This is a genomic window from Sedimenticola hydrogenitrophicus (genome assembly GCF_029017505.1).
GTDB lineage: Bacteria > Pseudomonadota > Gammaproteobacteria > Chromatiales > Chromatiaceae > Sedimenticola > Sedimenticola hydrogenitrophicus_A.
Genome location: NZ_JAQGEI010000036.1, coordinates 50,032 through 64,789, shown reverse-complemented (window position 1 = coordinate 64,789; position 14,758 = coordinate 50,032). Strand labels below are relative to the sequence as shown.

The following is a 14,758-nucleotide window of genomic DNA, read 5'->3' as shown; positions in this document are numbered from 1 at the left end:
GCTTTCGTACCTACGCATCAACCGTACCGTTACCGCTACGGCTGCAAGGCTTGATACCGGGCACGTGGCTAGCGCTTACCCGGGCGGGAGTCTCACCCGCTAGAATGTGCGGCATTGCCAAGCCGCTGCTGACCCCAATATCCCCGACCCACGGAGTTCGGGGTCATATATGGTCCGCCCCGCGATGCAAGATAAAGTTACTGGTGTGACAGAAAGAAGAGTTCGGGGTCAGAGCAACAACTCAGGAGTAGAAGTGACTTTATCGTCAGCTGCAAAAAGTTCTTGCACCGTACAAAGTGATAGAATAGTATCACTTTTATGAAAACTGAACTAGTCACAACATTGAAGCGGCAAGCAACCAAAATCCTTGCGGAGCTACATGATACCAGAGAGCCAGTTCTAATTACCGAGCATGGGCACCCTTCGGCGTATCTTGTAGATTTTGAAGATTACGAGTCGATGCAAAATCGAATGCGAATTCTTGAAGGTATCGCCAGAGGCGAAAAGGCTGTTTTTGAAGGCCGAGTCTATTCTGAATCGGAAGCGGAAGAGAAAATGAGTAAATGGCTCAAATAAAATGGACCGAGCCCGCACTAAATGATCTTGACGAAATAGCTGAATACATTGCACTTGATAAACCAAGTGCCGCAAAGAAGCTTGTTCAAGATGTATTCAATACCGTTAAGCGATTAAAGAAATTCCCTGAATCCGGTAAGTTGCCCGACGAATTGACGGGCACTCACTGCCGTGAGGTGGTAGTCGGTCCCTGTCACATTTTTTACCGGCTAGAGCGCAATAAGGTCTACATTTTATATGTCATGCGCGGTGAGAGAGTTCTGAGGCAATTTATACTCAAAGATCGAACAGATGAAATCAGCTAACAAGGGGCTGTTGTTGATAACCAATGGGTAGAATAGAGAGCAGGATTCAGCTTCTGTAGGCCAAACCTATCTGTTTCCGTCCCTTTCGTCTGGCGATGCCTTAGGGCTCGCGCAAGAATAATTTCGTAGTACCGAGTGCGTTCCTCACGGAACTGACGGCCTGTCCAGTCGACCAGAGAGAAATTATCCTCCAGCCGGAAGGCCAGCCCCTTGGGCATATCTTGACGAGGAGTTCCCGCGATTAATCGCTGGGTACGATTCAGTACCGCTGTCAACGTGCCATCAATGCCGCCAGATACGCCGTCCAGCGCTCCGGTTCGCCGTAGTAGTCGGCGACCTCGAGCCGACGCAGACCACCCTCCCCCTCCAGCAACAGCGTGGGGTAGCCGCCACCATGGGCATCGAGCATTTGCCGGGTTTCACCGATATGGGCCATGACCGATTCACCCTGTTGCGCGAATACGCTCTGGAAGGAATCCGCCTCCAACCCGAGTCCGACGGCCAGTTCGATCAGGGTGTCCAGTTGGGACACCCTGCGCCCCTCGACATAGTGCGCATGCTGAATGGCCGACTGCATCGCCAAGCCTTCGGCGCCCAGAGCCTGTACCGCCCGAATCGCCGTGATCGGCGGCAGCGAGTCGAGCACGGTGTCGGGGTCCTGTATCAGCCCGTTCAGATACGCCTCGCCAAACGGTTGCCCCGTGAGCTGCCCGATGCGACGATCGCTGTTGATGATGTGTTGACGCATCGCCGGTGCGATCTTCTGATCCTGCATCAGTCCTCCGCCATGCAGTACCAATTCGAACGCGTCCAGTGCCCGGATGACGTCGATCAGGGGTTTGGCGGCGTAACACCAGCCACACAGCGGATCGAAGAGGTAATGCAGTATCGGTTTACTCACAATGCCCCTTACCACTTCATCTCGCCCGTATTGACCTTGGCGCCAATCTCGAGGGCGATACCCAGGCCCGCGTTCGGGTAGTGCTGCTGCAACGCGTCGATCACCTCAGCGGACCCCTTGGCGCTATCCAGCTCCTGTTCGAAGGTGTTCAGGTACGCCTTGGTATAGGCCACCGAGTCCAGTCCGGTCGGCGCGCCCTGTGCCATATGGCCGGGGATAACGGTCTGCGGCTGCAGCGCCTCTATACTCTCCAGGGCCCGCCCCCAGTCCTGACGCGCCTCCTTGCTCTGGGTATCCGCCGTCCACAGATGCAGGCCGCTGAACACGTTTACACCACCGACCACCGCCTTGATGTCCGGAATCCACAGATAACCGCGGCGCGACTGGTCTCCGTTCAGACCGCTGACGACCAGCGCATGACCTTCGATGCTCAGCCCCTCGGCCGGCAGCGGTTCGGGGATCACCGGATTACGCGGTGCATTGACCCCCATCCTGGGCCCCCAGATACCGACCTTTTTCTCTACCGTGCTGCGGATCCACTCAATGGTCGGCGCACTCGCATAGACCTGTACATCCGGAAACGCTTCCCGGATGACCTCGGCACCGAAGTAGTAATCGGGATCGCCGTGGCTGATATAGATCGCCTTCAGCGTTTTGCCGCTACTCAGGATATTCGCCACCAGTCGATGGGCATCGGCACGGCTGAACTGGGTGTCGACCAGTACCGCTTCCTGCTCGCCGCTGATCAGCACCGAGTTGACGTGGAAGCTGTTGCCATCCGCGTTAAATACCTGCAGTGACAGCGGTTCCGCTGCCTGAACTGGCGTTACGGCAGAAATCGACAGTGCAAGGATCGTAGCGCTCCCTGCGATGAGGGATTTGAGTGAGGTCATTTCGGTCTCCTTTTCTGATGGTTGGCGCTACTCTACCCTCTTGATTGGATCGGAAATATAATCAAAAATGTTATTTATTATTTCAATATATGAGCAAATATGGACCGTTTAACCGCCATGCAGGTGTTCGTCGAAGTCGCCAAACGGGGCGGCTTCACCGCCGCCGCCGAGCATCTCGATATTACCCGCGTCAAGGCCACACGCTATGTCAGCGAGTTGGAAAACTGGCTCGGAACGCGCTTGCTGCATCGCTCCACACGCCGGGTGTCACTGACCGAGGCGGGCGTGGCCTGTCTGCGCCAGTGCGAGCAGATGCTGGCCCTGACCCAAGACCTGAAGTCCACAATTGGAAAGCGCGACAGCTCGCCGCGCGGGCAGTTGCGCATGACCACCAGTATCTCGTTCGGCCAGGCCCACCTGGCCGGCGCCGTGGCCGATTACCTGAAGCTGTATCCCGATGTAGCGGTGGATCTGATGGTGGTCGACCGCGCTGTCAACCTGATCGAGGAGCGGGTGGACCTGGCGATCCGCATCGCCGGCGAACTGGATCCGACCCTGGTGGCTCGTCGCATCGCACCCTGTCGCTCGGTAATCTGCGCGTCACCGGACTACCTCCAGGCCAGGGGCACGCCCACCCACCCGCACGCGCTGACGGCGCATAACTGCCTGACCTACACCCATTTCGGCAGAAGCGAATGGCGCTTCGGCAATCGGCAGGGCGAAGAGATCAATATCGAAATCAAAGGCAACCTGAGCGCCAATGAAGCCACCATACTGATGGAGGCCTCCCGCGCGGGCGCCGGTATCTCCCAGCTACCCACCTATCTGGCCAACCCCCTGATCGAACGCGGAGCGCTGGTCGAGCTGCTACCCGACTGGAAGCCACCGGAGCTGGTGATCTGGGGTGTCTATCTCTCCCGCAGTCATCTACCCGCCTCGGTGCGCACCATGCTCGACTTCCTGGCGGAGCGCTTTCGCGATGCGCGGCTCTGGGAGAGCTTATCGCCCGGATCAGCCTAGAGGCTGCCCCGGAGGTATCGGCGATTTCGGGTGGCCGGCCCCTGCCCGTCGTTCATGTGTGGACAATTTCCGTACATTCGCTAGAATATGTGCAGGAGGATAGCGCTATGGCAAAGCAAAATCGCATCGACTTCCGGGTGGAAGAGGACATTAAGACCCAATTTACCGAGGCGGCGGAGGTATTCGGCATGAACCTCTCGACCTTTATGATTGCCGCCGCCCAGGAGCAGGTGGCGCGGGCGCAGCGCCACAAGCAGGCGGTGATGCTTAACGACCGCGACCGTGACCTGTTCCTTGCCGCACTAGACCGACCGGCCCGCCCCATGCCTGAATCCATTCGCAAGGCCAAGGCCCGTCATGCTGCACTGGTGGTAGGTGACTGAGGCCACTCCGATCACCTATCGTATCGAAGCAGTCAGGGCAGTGCATAATCGCGCTACCTTTGACTGCGGGCATCCATTCCTTAATACCTACCTCACCCAGTTTGCCCGTCAAAACGACCAGAACGGTGTCGCCAGAGCGTATGTCGCGGTCCCCGCCGAGGCCGGTAATCCGGTTGGTGGCTATTACACCCTCTCGGCCGGCGCCGTGGCCTTCGATAACCTTCCCCCTGCAATTCGCAGAGGTCTGCCCAAATATCCCGTGCCAGTGGTTCGGATCGGGGAACTGGCGGTGGACAATGCCCTCCAGGGGCAAGGCTTGGGTTCTGCGCTGCTTCTCGATGCGCTTGGGCGCATTGCGAATGCCGCGGAGGAGGTGCCCGTTTGGGCCATTGTGGTAGACCCCATCGATCAGCAAGCCTCTTCCTTTTACCTTCATCACGGCTTTGCGGCTCTTCCAGACTGCGAAACGCTATTCCTGACCATGAAGGATGCTACGACTTGGCTGTCGGAGCACGAGGGTTAAGAGACTCTCCCGCATAGGACGTCAGGTTTAGCTCCCGGCACTTCCGGACATACATCCCCAGCCGCTCGATATTCCTCACGGCCGTCGGCCGAGTGACCCGGTAAGCCTATTGCCCTTCACGAAAGGTGGTCTTCGTGGGTCGGTCAGTTCGACGCCCGCTGGATATCCACGGGCCGTGGATCCAGCAGCCGCGCCAGCTGCTGCAGCATCGCCCCGCCCAGCTCTTCCGGCTCCCGCAGCATCAGCGCCTGGCGATAATAACGAGTCACGTCATGGCCGATACCGATGGCCATCAGCTGCACCGGCGTGCGCCGCTCCAGCCAGCCGATCACCTCGCGCAGGTGGACATCCAGATAGGAGGCGGGGTTGGCGGTCAGGGTGGCATCATCCACCGGCGCCCCGTCCGAGATCACCAGCAGGATCTTGCGCGCCTCGGGACGCCGGATCAGGCGCCGGTAGGCCCAGATCAGGGCCTCGCCATCGATGTTCTCCTTGAGCAGCCCCGGCTTCAACATCAGGCCGATACGGTTCCGAGCCCGCCGCCACGGCTGGTCGGCCGGCTTGTAGACGATATGGCGCAGCTCATTGAGGCGACCGGGGTCGGCGGGCTCGCCCGCGTTTTGCCAGCTTTCCCAGGCCCGCCCCCCCTTCCAGGCACCGGTGGTGAAACCGAGCACCTCCACCTTGACGCCGCAACGCTCCAGGGTGCGGGCCAGGATGTCGGCGCTCAACGCCGCCACGGTGATCGGCCGGCCGCGCATGGAGCCGGAGTTGTCGATCAACAGGGTGACCACAGTGTCGCGAAAAGGCGCTTGCTTCTCCCGCTTATAGGAGAGCGCATGGGTGGGGTTGGCCACCACCCGGGCGATGCGCGCGCCATCCAGCAGCCCCTCTTCCTGATCGAACTCCCAGGCCCGCTGTTGTTGCACCAGCAGGCGTCGCTGCAGCCGGTTGGCGATGCGCGCCACCAGTCCCTGCAGCGGGGCGAGCTGGCCGTCGAGCTGGCGGCGCAGCTCGGCCAACTCCTCGCTGCCGGCCAGCTCATCGGCCTCCACCGCCTGGTCGAATTCGCGGGTATAGGCGCGGTATTCGGAGCGGATGGCCTGCCCCGGATCGAGCCAGTTGATACGCAGCGCCTGTTCGGACAGCGTCCCTTCGCCCGCGCCTTCGGCCTCTTCCGTGTCTTCCGCGAGACCCGTCCCCGGTGCAGCCGATTGGAGCGGGCCGGCCTGGCCGGCATCCTCGGCGGGCGCCGCGTCGCCCGGCTGGTCGGCGGGCTCGGCCTCTCCGTCCGGGGCCAGCGCCTCCGGGTCGGCGCCCGCCGCCTCGGGCGGGGACGGGAGCACCACCCCTGACGCCTCCAGCGGGCGGCTGTCCAGGCCGAGGAGCTCCAGCAGGCCGCAGACCCGCCGGGCGTACTCCCCCTGATTCGCCAGCGCCGTGCGCAGCTCGCCGAGTGCGCCGGCGCCCTCCTCAGCGGTGTCTTGGGCGGCCACTTGGGTAGTCACTTGGGAGGTCAGTTGGGCGGTCACCCAGGGCCGCCAGAGAGCGGCGGCCCTGGCGGCGGCCGCCGGTAGCGCCGCTCCGTTCAACTGTTCCCGCGCCAGCAGGGCGACCCCCTCGACCAGGGGGACATCGGCCCGCCGCTCCGCCCGTCCCCAGCCGCACTCCCGGCCTCTCGACTCCAGCAGGGCGGCGAGGTTCCGCGCCACCCCGCTCAACCGGTGTCCGCCCAGCGCCTCGACCCGGGCCTGTTCCAGCAGTTCAAACAGGGCGCGTGCCTCCGGGTCCCGCGGCAGGCGGGCGCGGTGCAAGCGGGCATCATGGAAGCGCAGCCGCAGGGAGTTGGCGTCGGCCAGGCCACGCAGGCGGGCAATGTCGTCCGCCGACAGGCGCCCCTGCCCGGGCAGGGCCAGCCGCACCGCACCCGCGTCAACGCTCCCGGACGCGGCAAAACTGACCCGGGTATCGGGGGCGGCGGCCAGGGCGCGCAGGGTGGCGCCGGTGACCCGCTCGAACAGCTCTCTCGCGCTTTCCGGCACCCGCCCGCCTCAGCTCAGGGCCACGCGGGCGGCACTCAGCGGCAGCTCCTCGGCGAAGCAGCGCTGATAAAACTCGGCCACCACCGGGCGCTCCAGCTCATCACACTTGTTCAGGAAGGTGACGCGGAAGGCGTAGGCGCAATCCTGGAAGATGCGGCTGTTCTCCGCCCAGGTAATGACGGTGCGCGGTGACATGACGGTGGAGAGATCGCCATTGATAAAACTCTGCCGGGTCAGGTCCGCCAGCTCCACCATGGCGCTGACCGTCTCCCGCCCCGCCGGGGTGTCCAGCGCCGGCAGTTTGGACAGCACGATCTCCACCTCGGCGTCATGCGGCAGATAGTTCAGGGTCTGCACCAGCGACCAGCGGTCCATCTGGCCCTGGTTGATCTGCTGGGTGCCGTGGTAGAGGCCGGTGGTATCGCCCAGGCCGATGGTATTGGCGGTGGCGAACAGGCGGAAATAGGGGTGCGGCCGGATCACCCGGTTCTGATCCAGCAGGGTCAGTTTGCCCTCCACCTCCAACACCCGCTGGATGGCGAACATCACATCCGGGCGACCGGCATCGTATTCGTCGAACACCAGCGCGCAGGGGTGCTGCAGGGCCCAGGGCAGGATGCCTTCGCGAAACTCGGTGACCTGCTGCCCGTCCTTCAACACGATGGCATCCCGGCCGATCAAGTCGATGCGGCTGACATGGCTGTCAAGATTGACCCGGATACAGGGCCAGCGCAGACGCGCCGCCACCTGTTCGATATGGGATGATTTGCCGGTGCCGTGATAGCCCTGCACCATGACGCGCCGGTTGTGGGCGAAGCCGGCCAGGATCGCCAGAGTGGTCTCGGGATCAAACCGATAGGTGGGATCCGAATCCGGCACATATTCGTTGCCCCGGGAGAAGGCCGGCACCTCCATATCGCTGTCGATGCCGAACAGTTCACGCACCGGGATCCGTTGATCCGGCGCGGCCAGGGAAAAACCAGAGGTGCCACTGTGGGCGGTTACTAAATCACTCATTCTGCCGGGTTCCGATACTGACGATGGCTGACAAGGGGGCTCCCAGTGTATCGGCCCACCGGTGAGTTTTGAATTGTTCTTAGGTATCACGCGGAAAAATGCCGGCTCCCGTGGGGTGACTGCTCAGCCCCCCCGATTACGCAGCAGATGGCTCAGCAGGGCGCGCAGCTTGGCCGGTTTTACCGGTTTGTTGAGCATCGGCAGTTGCAGTTCCTGAAACAGCTGGACACTCTCATCGCTGTAGTCGGCGGTAATGATCGCCGCCGGGATAGCGCTCCCGGCGCACTTGCGCATGGCCAGCACCGCATCGGTCCCAGTCTGCCCCCGGTCCAGATGGTAGTCGGCCAGGATCACATCCGGCCGCAATGAGCGGGCCTTGCACAGGTCGATCGCCTCGTGCCGGTCACGAGCCAGATAGACCACGCAGTTCCACTGCCGGAGCAGCGCCTCCATACTGATCAGGATATTGTCATCGTTGTCCAGCACCAGGATGCAGGCCCCCTCCAGATTGTTGCCGGTAATCGCCGGCTTGAACTCGGCAGGCAGCGGCGCCGGCGCTGCCGCCAGCGGCACCTCCACCGAAAACATCGATCCCCGTGGCGGCCAGGAAAGGACCTCGATCGGGTGTTCCAGCATGCGCGCCAGGCGGTCCACGATGGCCAACCCCAGGCCGACCCCCTTGCACGCCCCCCGCTGGTGAGTGTTCAGCTGGTAAAACTCATGGAATATCTCCTGCAGGCGCTCTTCCGGCACCCCATCGCCGGTATCCCAGACCTGAATACTGAGCTGACTGCCCTTGCGGCGGCAACCCACCAGCACCCGCCCCTGGTGGGTGTAGCGCAAGGCGTTGCTGATGAAATTGCGCAGAATCCGCCCCAGCAGTCGGGTATCGGAGCGTACGCTCAGGCACGAGGGGAGCACCCGCAGCTGCAGACCGGAACAGGAGGCCAGTGGCTGGAACTCACCCTCCAGCGAGGCCAGCAGCTGCTGGATCGAGAACACCTCGAACTTCGGCTGCACCGCATCCTGATCGAGCTTGGAGATATACAGCAGATCGTTGAGCAACTCCTCGGCGCCCTCCAGCGCCAGATGCACCCGCTCCACCAGGTAGCCGTCCTGTTCGGCCAGCGCCCGTTCGCGCAGGGTCGAGACCAGCAGCCGGGCCGCATTCATCGGCTGCAGCAGGTCATGGCTGGCGGCTGCAAGGTACTTGTCCTTGCTTAGATTCGCCTGTTCCGCGGCCTCCTTGGCCAGGCGCAACTCCTCCTGCATCTGTTCCCGTTCGCCGATCTCGCGAAGCAACTTCCTGTTCAGCTGAGTGAGCTCCCGGGTGCGCCGCTCGACCCGCGCCTCAAGCTCCTCATTCAGGCGGGTCAGCTCTTCCTGGGCGCGCCGGTAGGCGCTGATGTCCTGCACGAAGGCCTCGAACAGATCACCGCCCTCGCCACTCCTCAACAGCACATTCATGGAGACATGGATGCGCACCCCGTCACGGCGCTTCAGGGTGGTCAGGAAACGGTACGCCTTGCCCAGGCACAGCAGTTCCTGCTTCAGCCGCGCATAGTCGCCGGGGTCATCGAACAGCGCCTCCAGCAGCTGCGGCTGGGCAATGATCTGGCGGCTGTCGTGAAAACCGCACATCGCGGCAAAGGCCGGGTTGGCGGCACGTACCGCACCGTTGAAATCGGCCTGGAATATGCCGTGCAGGGCATTTTCAAACAGCCACTTGTAGCGGTTGCGCTCCGCCTCCAGCTCTGCCAGTTTCTCTTCCAGGATGGAGTAGTGGCTCTTACGGGCCGAATGCGAACCCAGGCCGATCAGATCCTGAAATGATAAACCCTGCTCTTCCGTTTCCGGGTCAGGCGGCTCAGAGCGCCTCTTCATAGACCACCTCGACATCACGCCGGTTGGATTTACGCGGATTGGTCAACAGGCAGGGGTCTTTGATGGCCTTGGCGGAGAGGGTCGGGATATCGGCCGTGCGGACACCCATTTCGGCCAGCTTCTGATACAGCCCGATGTTCTGCTTCAGCTCCACCACCCGGGCCAGCAGGCGCGCCTTCACCTCGGTGGCGTTGAGACCACGGGTATCCAGCCCCATGGTCTCGGCAATGATCTTGAAGCGATCCGTGGCGGCGCTGTAGTTGTAGCTGATCACATGCTCCAGCAGGATCGAATTGCACAACCCGTGGGGCAGATCGAGGAACCCGCCGAGGCTGTGGGACATGGCATGCACGGCGCCGAGAATGGCGTTGGAGAAGGCCAGCCCCGCCTTCATCGAGCCCAGCATGATCTGCTCCCGCAACTTCGGGTCCGCGGGATTGGCTGCCAACTGCTCCAGGTTACCGTTGATCAGGCGGATGGCATCCAGGGCGAACATGTCGGTCATTGGGCCGGAGGCGGTGGAGACGAAGGCCTCGATTGCATGCACCAGGGCATCCAGGCCGGTGCAGGCGCGCAGGAAGGGGTCCATGGTCTGGGTGGTATCGGGATCCACCAGCGCCACATCCGGCACCACCGCCTTGCTGACGATGGAGATTTTCACCCGTTCCGCCTCGTCATTGATAATGGCGAATTGCGAGACATCGGCGGAAGTTCCGGCCGTGGTGGGAATGAAAATCAATGGGGGTATGGGGGCGCGAATCTGATCAACCCCCTCGTAGTCGAGGATATGCCGGCCATTGGCGCTGACGATGCCGATCCCCTTGGCGCAATCCATCGGGCTGCCGCCGCCCACGGCGACAATGATATTGCAACCGTGCTCCCGGTAAAAATCGACCCCGGCCATCACTTCATGGGATCGCGGATTTGGTGACACCTGGGTAAAGGTGACGTGATCGATCCCCTCCTCTCGCAGGGTGCTGGATACGTCATCGACCCAGCCCGCCGCCTCGACCCCCGGATCCGAAACCAGCAGCACCTTGCGGGCACCGAAGGTTTTTGCATAATTGGCGACGCTTTTGCGTGCCCCCGCACCAAAAATCATCTCCGGGGCGACAAACTTCCGCAGATTGGAAATATCGTGGCTCATTTGACCGGTTCCAACGTGTCTCTAGAATTCTCGATCGCCAGGAAATACCTGGCGCTGGGTGTCCGATTCCCTGGAACCATGTGTGCCGTCTCAAGGAGTGGAGGGTTCGGGCCGGTGGCGGACGGGAAGGGCGACATCCGGACAGTCCCGAAGGTTCGACACTACCTTGAAATCGGCAGACGGTGGGGGCAGATTCCCTGTACTAATTAACGAAGGCCCCACTCACCGGAGTACCTTTCTTCGGAAAGGTCATACCCGGCTTTTTGAGTATAACGTATCAAATATAATTATTATTTGCGGCTTCCCTGTGCGTCCGTCGGACGCCCGCGATCGCACAGTCTACGCTGGGCGTTGACTGTTTGACAACAGGGCGTGTCAAGTCCTGCAGCCTCCCAGGCTCATAACCCCAGCTTGCCCGGGTCCGTGCCCTCCTCCCGGGCCTCCTGGATCTTGGCCTCCTCCACCAGGCGAACCAGTTTCATATGCTCCTCCACCGGCAGACCAAAACGCAGGAACAGCTCCAGGTGCTCCAGCACCCGCTCAAGCATCTCATCCCGGCGATGCAGGTAGAGCAGCACCTTGGCCAGATTATCCGGATCTTCTCCCCGCTCACGCATGCCCGCCGCCGTTTGCAGGGCGTTGGTCAATTCGTCATCTGTCGGTTTCATATGTCTCCTTCCTGCAGGCCGTGTCTGGATGATCTTACCTCCTCAAGTTTCGGAGTTCATTTCACAAAACCTGAATCGCTGAATTCGTAGGGTGGATAAGCATCAGCGCATGCCATCCTCAGGTCCGTAAACGGTACATCCATGTACCACTCCTCACCATGAATCGGATGGCGGTGGATGCGCAAGCTTATCCACCCTACGAGTACTGCGAACTCCGAAACTTGAGTTACCTCAAACCGCCATCTCGCTGTTCAGCAGCGCCAGGATCCGCTCGCCGGATACCGGCCGGCTGAACAGATAACCCTGGGCGTAATCACAGCCCTGGGCTTTCAGGTACTGTAACTGGGCGTCCGTCTCCACCCCTTCGGCGATCACCTTGAGTCCCAGCCCGTGGGCCATGGCGATCGTGGCATTCACCAGCTCCCGGTCCGCCTCGTCCCGGGGGACATCATCGATGAAGCTGCGATCGATCTTAAGGATATCAAAAGGGTAGTTTCTGAGGTAACTGAGAGAAGAGTAACCGGTACCGAAATCATCCATGGCGATGGTCACACCGAGTCGATTCAGTGCCGACAGGGCAAGGTCGATATGGGAGTGGCCGCTCATCAGCACCCCTTCGGTAATCTCCAGTTCCAGACACGCCGCCGGGAGTTCCAGCCGCTGCAGCAGCTGCTCGATAAAGGAGACCAGGTTGGGGTCGCGGAACTGTCGCGGGGAGACATTGACCGCCATGCGCAGCGACTGCCCGGCTATCTGCTGCCAATGGGCGAGCTGGGCGAGCGCCTCGCTGATTACATATTCGCCAATATTCATGATCAGCCCGGTCTGTTCGGCGATGGGGATGAACTCCGCCGGCGACACCTCCCCGAGCGCCGGATTGTGCCAGCGCAACAGGGCCTCGGTGCCGACCAGGCGGCCGCTCGCCAGTTCGATCTGCGGCTGGTAGTGAATGCGCAACTCCTCCCGTGCCAGGGCGCCGCGCAACTGCTCCTCCAGGAGCAACCGCCGGGCCACCCCCTGATTCATCGATTCGGTGTAGTAGCGGTAGGTGTTGCGCCCGGCCTCCTTGGAGCAGTACATGGCGGTATCGGCATTGCGCAACAGCTCGGCCGGGGTGGTACCGTCTTGCGGAAAGACCGCCACCCCGAGACTGGCGGTCAGGACCAGCTCACGCCCATCCAGATTGAACGGCCGGTGAAACTGCGCCAGCATCTGCTCGGCCACCCGCCCCGATCGGTCGATCTGATCGAGCCCGCCCAGCATGATGATAAATTCATCGCCCCCCAGCCGGCCGACGGTGTCGTAATTGCGCACCTGGGCGTTGAGCCGGTCCGCCGCCTGCACCAGCAGCTGATCACCCACTTCATGACCCAGACAGTCGTTTACTTTCTTGAAATCATCCAGATCCAGGAACAGGACTGCCACATGCTGATCGGAACGTCCGGCATCCTTGGTCAGCCGATCCAGCCGGTCAAGCGATAGAAAACGGTTGGGCAGTCCGGTCAACACGTCGAAATGGGCCTGCTGCATAATGCGCTGCTCCTGGGACTTCTGCAGGGTGATATCCTCCTTCACCGCCAGGAAGTGCCTGGTGTTGCCCCCCTGATCCTGCACCGGCGCGATATGCACCCGTTCCCAGAACAGCTCACCGCTCTTTTTCCGGTTGTAAAACTCCCCTTTCCAGGCACGGCCCGAGGTGATGGTCAGCCAGAGGTCGCGATAATGGCCCTCCGGGGTCGTCCCGGATTTCAACAGGCGGGTATGCTCGCCGATCACCTCATCGGCACGGTATCCGGTGATCTTCTCAAACGCGCCGTTGACATATTCGATATAGCCGTCGGTATCGGTAATCACCACCGAGACCGGACTCTGCTCCACCACCTGGGAGAGGGTGCGGATCTGCTCCTCGTTGTACTTGCGCCCGGTCACGTCGCGGATCACCTCCAGGCGTGATACCGTGCCGTCACGATTGTTGATCGGGGCGCCGATACCTTCATAATGCCGGCCATCGGCCGCCATGGGCTGATAGTAGACACTCCGCCCCTGACCGCCGGACTGCTGCTGCCGTTGATAGTGACGATCGCGATCCAGCCCCACCACGGAATCGCCACAGATCTCTCCGGAGTGGTCGCCGAACCAGTCGATCATGGTCCGGTTCATGTATTCGATCCGCGAGTCCGCGTCGACAATGAACAGCCCCTCGCCTATCTCATCGAGGGACTCGATAATGGTCTGGTAGCGGGACTGGCTCCGCGCCAGTGCCCGCTTGGCCCGGCGATGCTGATCCTGGCGCAACAGCAACAGGCCCAGGAACATGGAGCCGAGGGGAAACAGCAGCAGCATCGGCGGACCCACGGTGTAGATAATGACCCAGCGCAACCCGGCCGGCATCAGCAGTATGCAGCCCAGGACCGCCAGCTCCACCACCATGCCGAACAGATAGAGCTGCGGCCAGCCCAGCGGCCACTGCAGGCGGCGCTGCAGATGACGCCAGCCCAGGCCGATCAGTCCCGCCGCCAGGATGGTCAGCGCCCCGACGATGGCCCCCTCGCCACCCTGAAAGAGGCGGAACAGGATCGCCATCGCGCCCCCGATCAGGGTGGGGATGAGACCGAAAAAGAGGCCGCTGAGGCTGATCACGACCCAGCGGGTATCGAAGAAGATGCCCGGCGCCAACTGCCACGGACTCAGCATCACGGCGATGCCGACCCCACCGATGAGCAACCCGGATACCAGTTGCCGCCACAACCTGGCCTGAATCCGGCTGATCCCCAGCGCCTCATAACTGACACCGAGCACGAGCAGCAGCGCGACGTTATTGAGCAGACCGGTGTAGCTGGCGTTATCCATCGCTTCTCAATCAGTGCTGTCTGACGCAGCGGGGAATAACCGCATCAAGGGGGAGGGAAATGATGGCTGACGCAGGTGGCTGTTGGCCCATTCGACTCATCCATATGAACACGGAATAGATTTCCACCTGCCGCGTCATGTTTACCTGGGTTGGTGAGATTACTTATCGACAATCCGGACCAATCCTTTAGGCCGTAGGTTCTCTATGGCCAACCCTGGAGGTAACTACTCACCCGAGGTTCCATTAAAGCCCCTCCAATGCACCACCGAGACACAGAGGACACAGAGGTGAAACTGAACAACGTAGCGTGGGGATCATTGGGCAGCCATTGCACTCAGCCCCTCTCTATCCTGGAATGCACCGCTTACGGACCTGAGGATGGCATCCACGGGAGACTCTTCTGGTTTCTCCGTGCTCGCTGTGTCTCCGTGGTGCGGGAAGGGGCAAGGAGTGACCCCTGGAGAGTAGCGGAGCCTTATTGCACCACCCCAGACCGAGTCACGTTACTTGACTTAAGGACCGATCGGTACATAATCAACCCATGAATC

At 61.5% G+C, this 14,758-nt stretch carries 13 protein-coding genes; 5 read left to right on the top strand and 8 right to left on the bottom strand.

Features of this window, described 5'->3' with window-relative positions:
* Positions 1 to 318: 318 nt before the first annotated feature.
* Complete coding sequence (locus O9K64_RS19195) at positions 319 to 576, top strand: type II toxin-antitoxin system Phd/YefM family antitoxin (protein ID WP_260296008.1); 258 nt, start codon at positions 319 to 321, stop codon at positions 574 to 576.
* Positions 564 to 881, top strand: coding sequence for a type II toxin-antitoxin system RelE/ParE family toxin (locus O9K64_RS19190; RefSeq protein ID WP_275099718.1), 318 nt, complete (start codon positions 564 to 566; stop codon positions 879 to 881). Before O9K64_RS19195 ends, O9K64_RS19190 begins: the two co-directional genes overlap by 13 nt.
* A 271-nt stretch (positions 882 to 1,152) precedes the next feature.
* On the opposite strand, the gene O9K64_RS19180 is transcribed toward O9K64_RS19190, so the two are convergent.
* Both O9K64_RS19180 and O9K64_RS19175 read right to left on the bottom strand, forming a co-directional pair.
* Positions 1,153 to 1,782 (bottom strand): DsbA family protein, encoded by a 630-nt coding sequence (locus O9K64_RS19180; protein ID WP_275099717.1) that lies wholly within the window; start codon positions 1,780 to 1,782, stop codon positions 1,153 to 1,155.
* Between the two features lie 8 nt (positions 1,783 to 1,790).
* Positions 1,791 to 2,675 (bottom strand): MBL fold metallo-hydrolase, encoded by an 885-nt coding sequence (locus tag O9K64_RS19175; protein ID WP_275099716.1) that lies wholly within the window; start codon positions 2,673 to 2,675, stop codon positions 1,791 to 1,793.
* Between the two features lie 99 nt (positions 2,676 to 2,774).
* Here O9K64_RS19175 and O9K64_RS19170 point away from each other — a divergent pair, with 99 nt between their 5' ends.
* From O9K64_RS19170 to O9K64_RS19160, 3 genes are all read left to right on the top strand, one after another.
* A complete protein-coding gene (locus O9K64_RS19170) occupies positions 2,775 to 3,695 on the top strand; it encodes a LysR family transcriptional regulator (RefSeq protein ID WP_275099715.1) in 921 nt (306 codons plus the stop codon).
* 107 nt (positions 3,696 to 3,802) lie between these two features.
* A complete protein-coding gene (locus O9K64_RS19165; protein WP_275099714.1) occupies positions 3,803 to 4,078 on the top strand; it encodes a DUF1778 domain-containing protein in 276 nt (91 codons plus the stop codon).
* The gene (locus O9K64_RS19160; protein WP_275099713.1) at positions 4,071 to 4,601 is read left to right on the top strand and encodes a GNAT family N-acetyltransferase; all 531 of its coding nucleotides are present in this window, start codon (positions 4,071 to 4,073) and stop codon (positions 4,599 to 4,601) included. Before O9K64_RS19165 ends, O9K64_RS19160 begins: the two co-directional genes overlap by 8 nt.
* Positions 4,602 to 4,744: 143 nt before the next feature.
* Here O9K64_RS19160 and O9K64_RS19155 read toward each other — a convergent pair whose 3' ends face one another.
* The 6 genes from O9K64_RS19155 to O9K64_RS19130 form a co-directional block, all read right to left on the bottom strand.
* Positions 4,745 to 6,643, bottom strand: coding sequence for a cobaltochelatase CobT-related protein (locus O9K64_RS19155; protein ID WP_275099711.1), 1,899 nt, complete (start codon positions 6,641 to 6,643; stop codon positions 4,745 to 4,747).
* 9 nt (positions 6,644 to 6,652) lie between these two features.
* Positions 6,653 to 7,660: a cobaltochelatase subunit CobS gene (gene cobS / locus O9K64_RS19150; protein ID WP_275099710.1), complete on the bottom strand. Its 1,008-nt coding sequence runs from the start codon at positions 7,658 to 7,660 to the stop codon at positions 6,653 to 6,655.
* Positions 7,661 to 7,783: 123 nt separating this feature from the next.
* Positions 7,784 to 9,544, bottom strand: a complete 1,761-nt coding sequence (locus O9K64_RS19145) for a NahK/ErcS family hybrid sensor histidine kinase/response regulator (protein ID WP_275099709.1) — start codon at positions 9,542 to 9,544, stop codon at positions 7,784 to 7,786.
* Positions 9,528 to 10,691, bottom strand: coding sequence for an alcohol dehydrogenase-like regulatory protein ErcA (gene ercA / locus O9K64_RS19140; protein WP_275099708.1), 1,164 nt, complete (start codon positions 10,689 to 10,691; stop codon positions 9,528 to 9,530). Before ercA ends, O9K64_RS19145 begins: the two co-directional genes overlap by 17 nt.
* A 398-nt stretch (positions 10,692 to 11,089) precedes the next feature.
* Complete coding sequence (locus O9K64_RS19135) at positions 11,090 to 11,359, bottom strand: hypothetical protein (protein WP_275099707.1); 270 nt, start codon at positions 11,357 to 11,359, stop codon at positions 11,090 to 11,092.
* A gap of 231 nt (positions 11,360 to 11,590) precedes the next feature.
* Positions 11,591 to 14,209: an EAL domain-containing protein gene (locus O9K64_RS19130; protein WP_275099706.1), complete on the bottom strand. Its 2,619-nt coding sequence runs from the start codon at positions 14,207 to 14,209 to the stop codon at positions 11,591 to 11,593.
* Between the last annotated feature and the right edge of the window lie 549 nt (positions 14,210 to 14,758).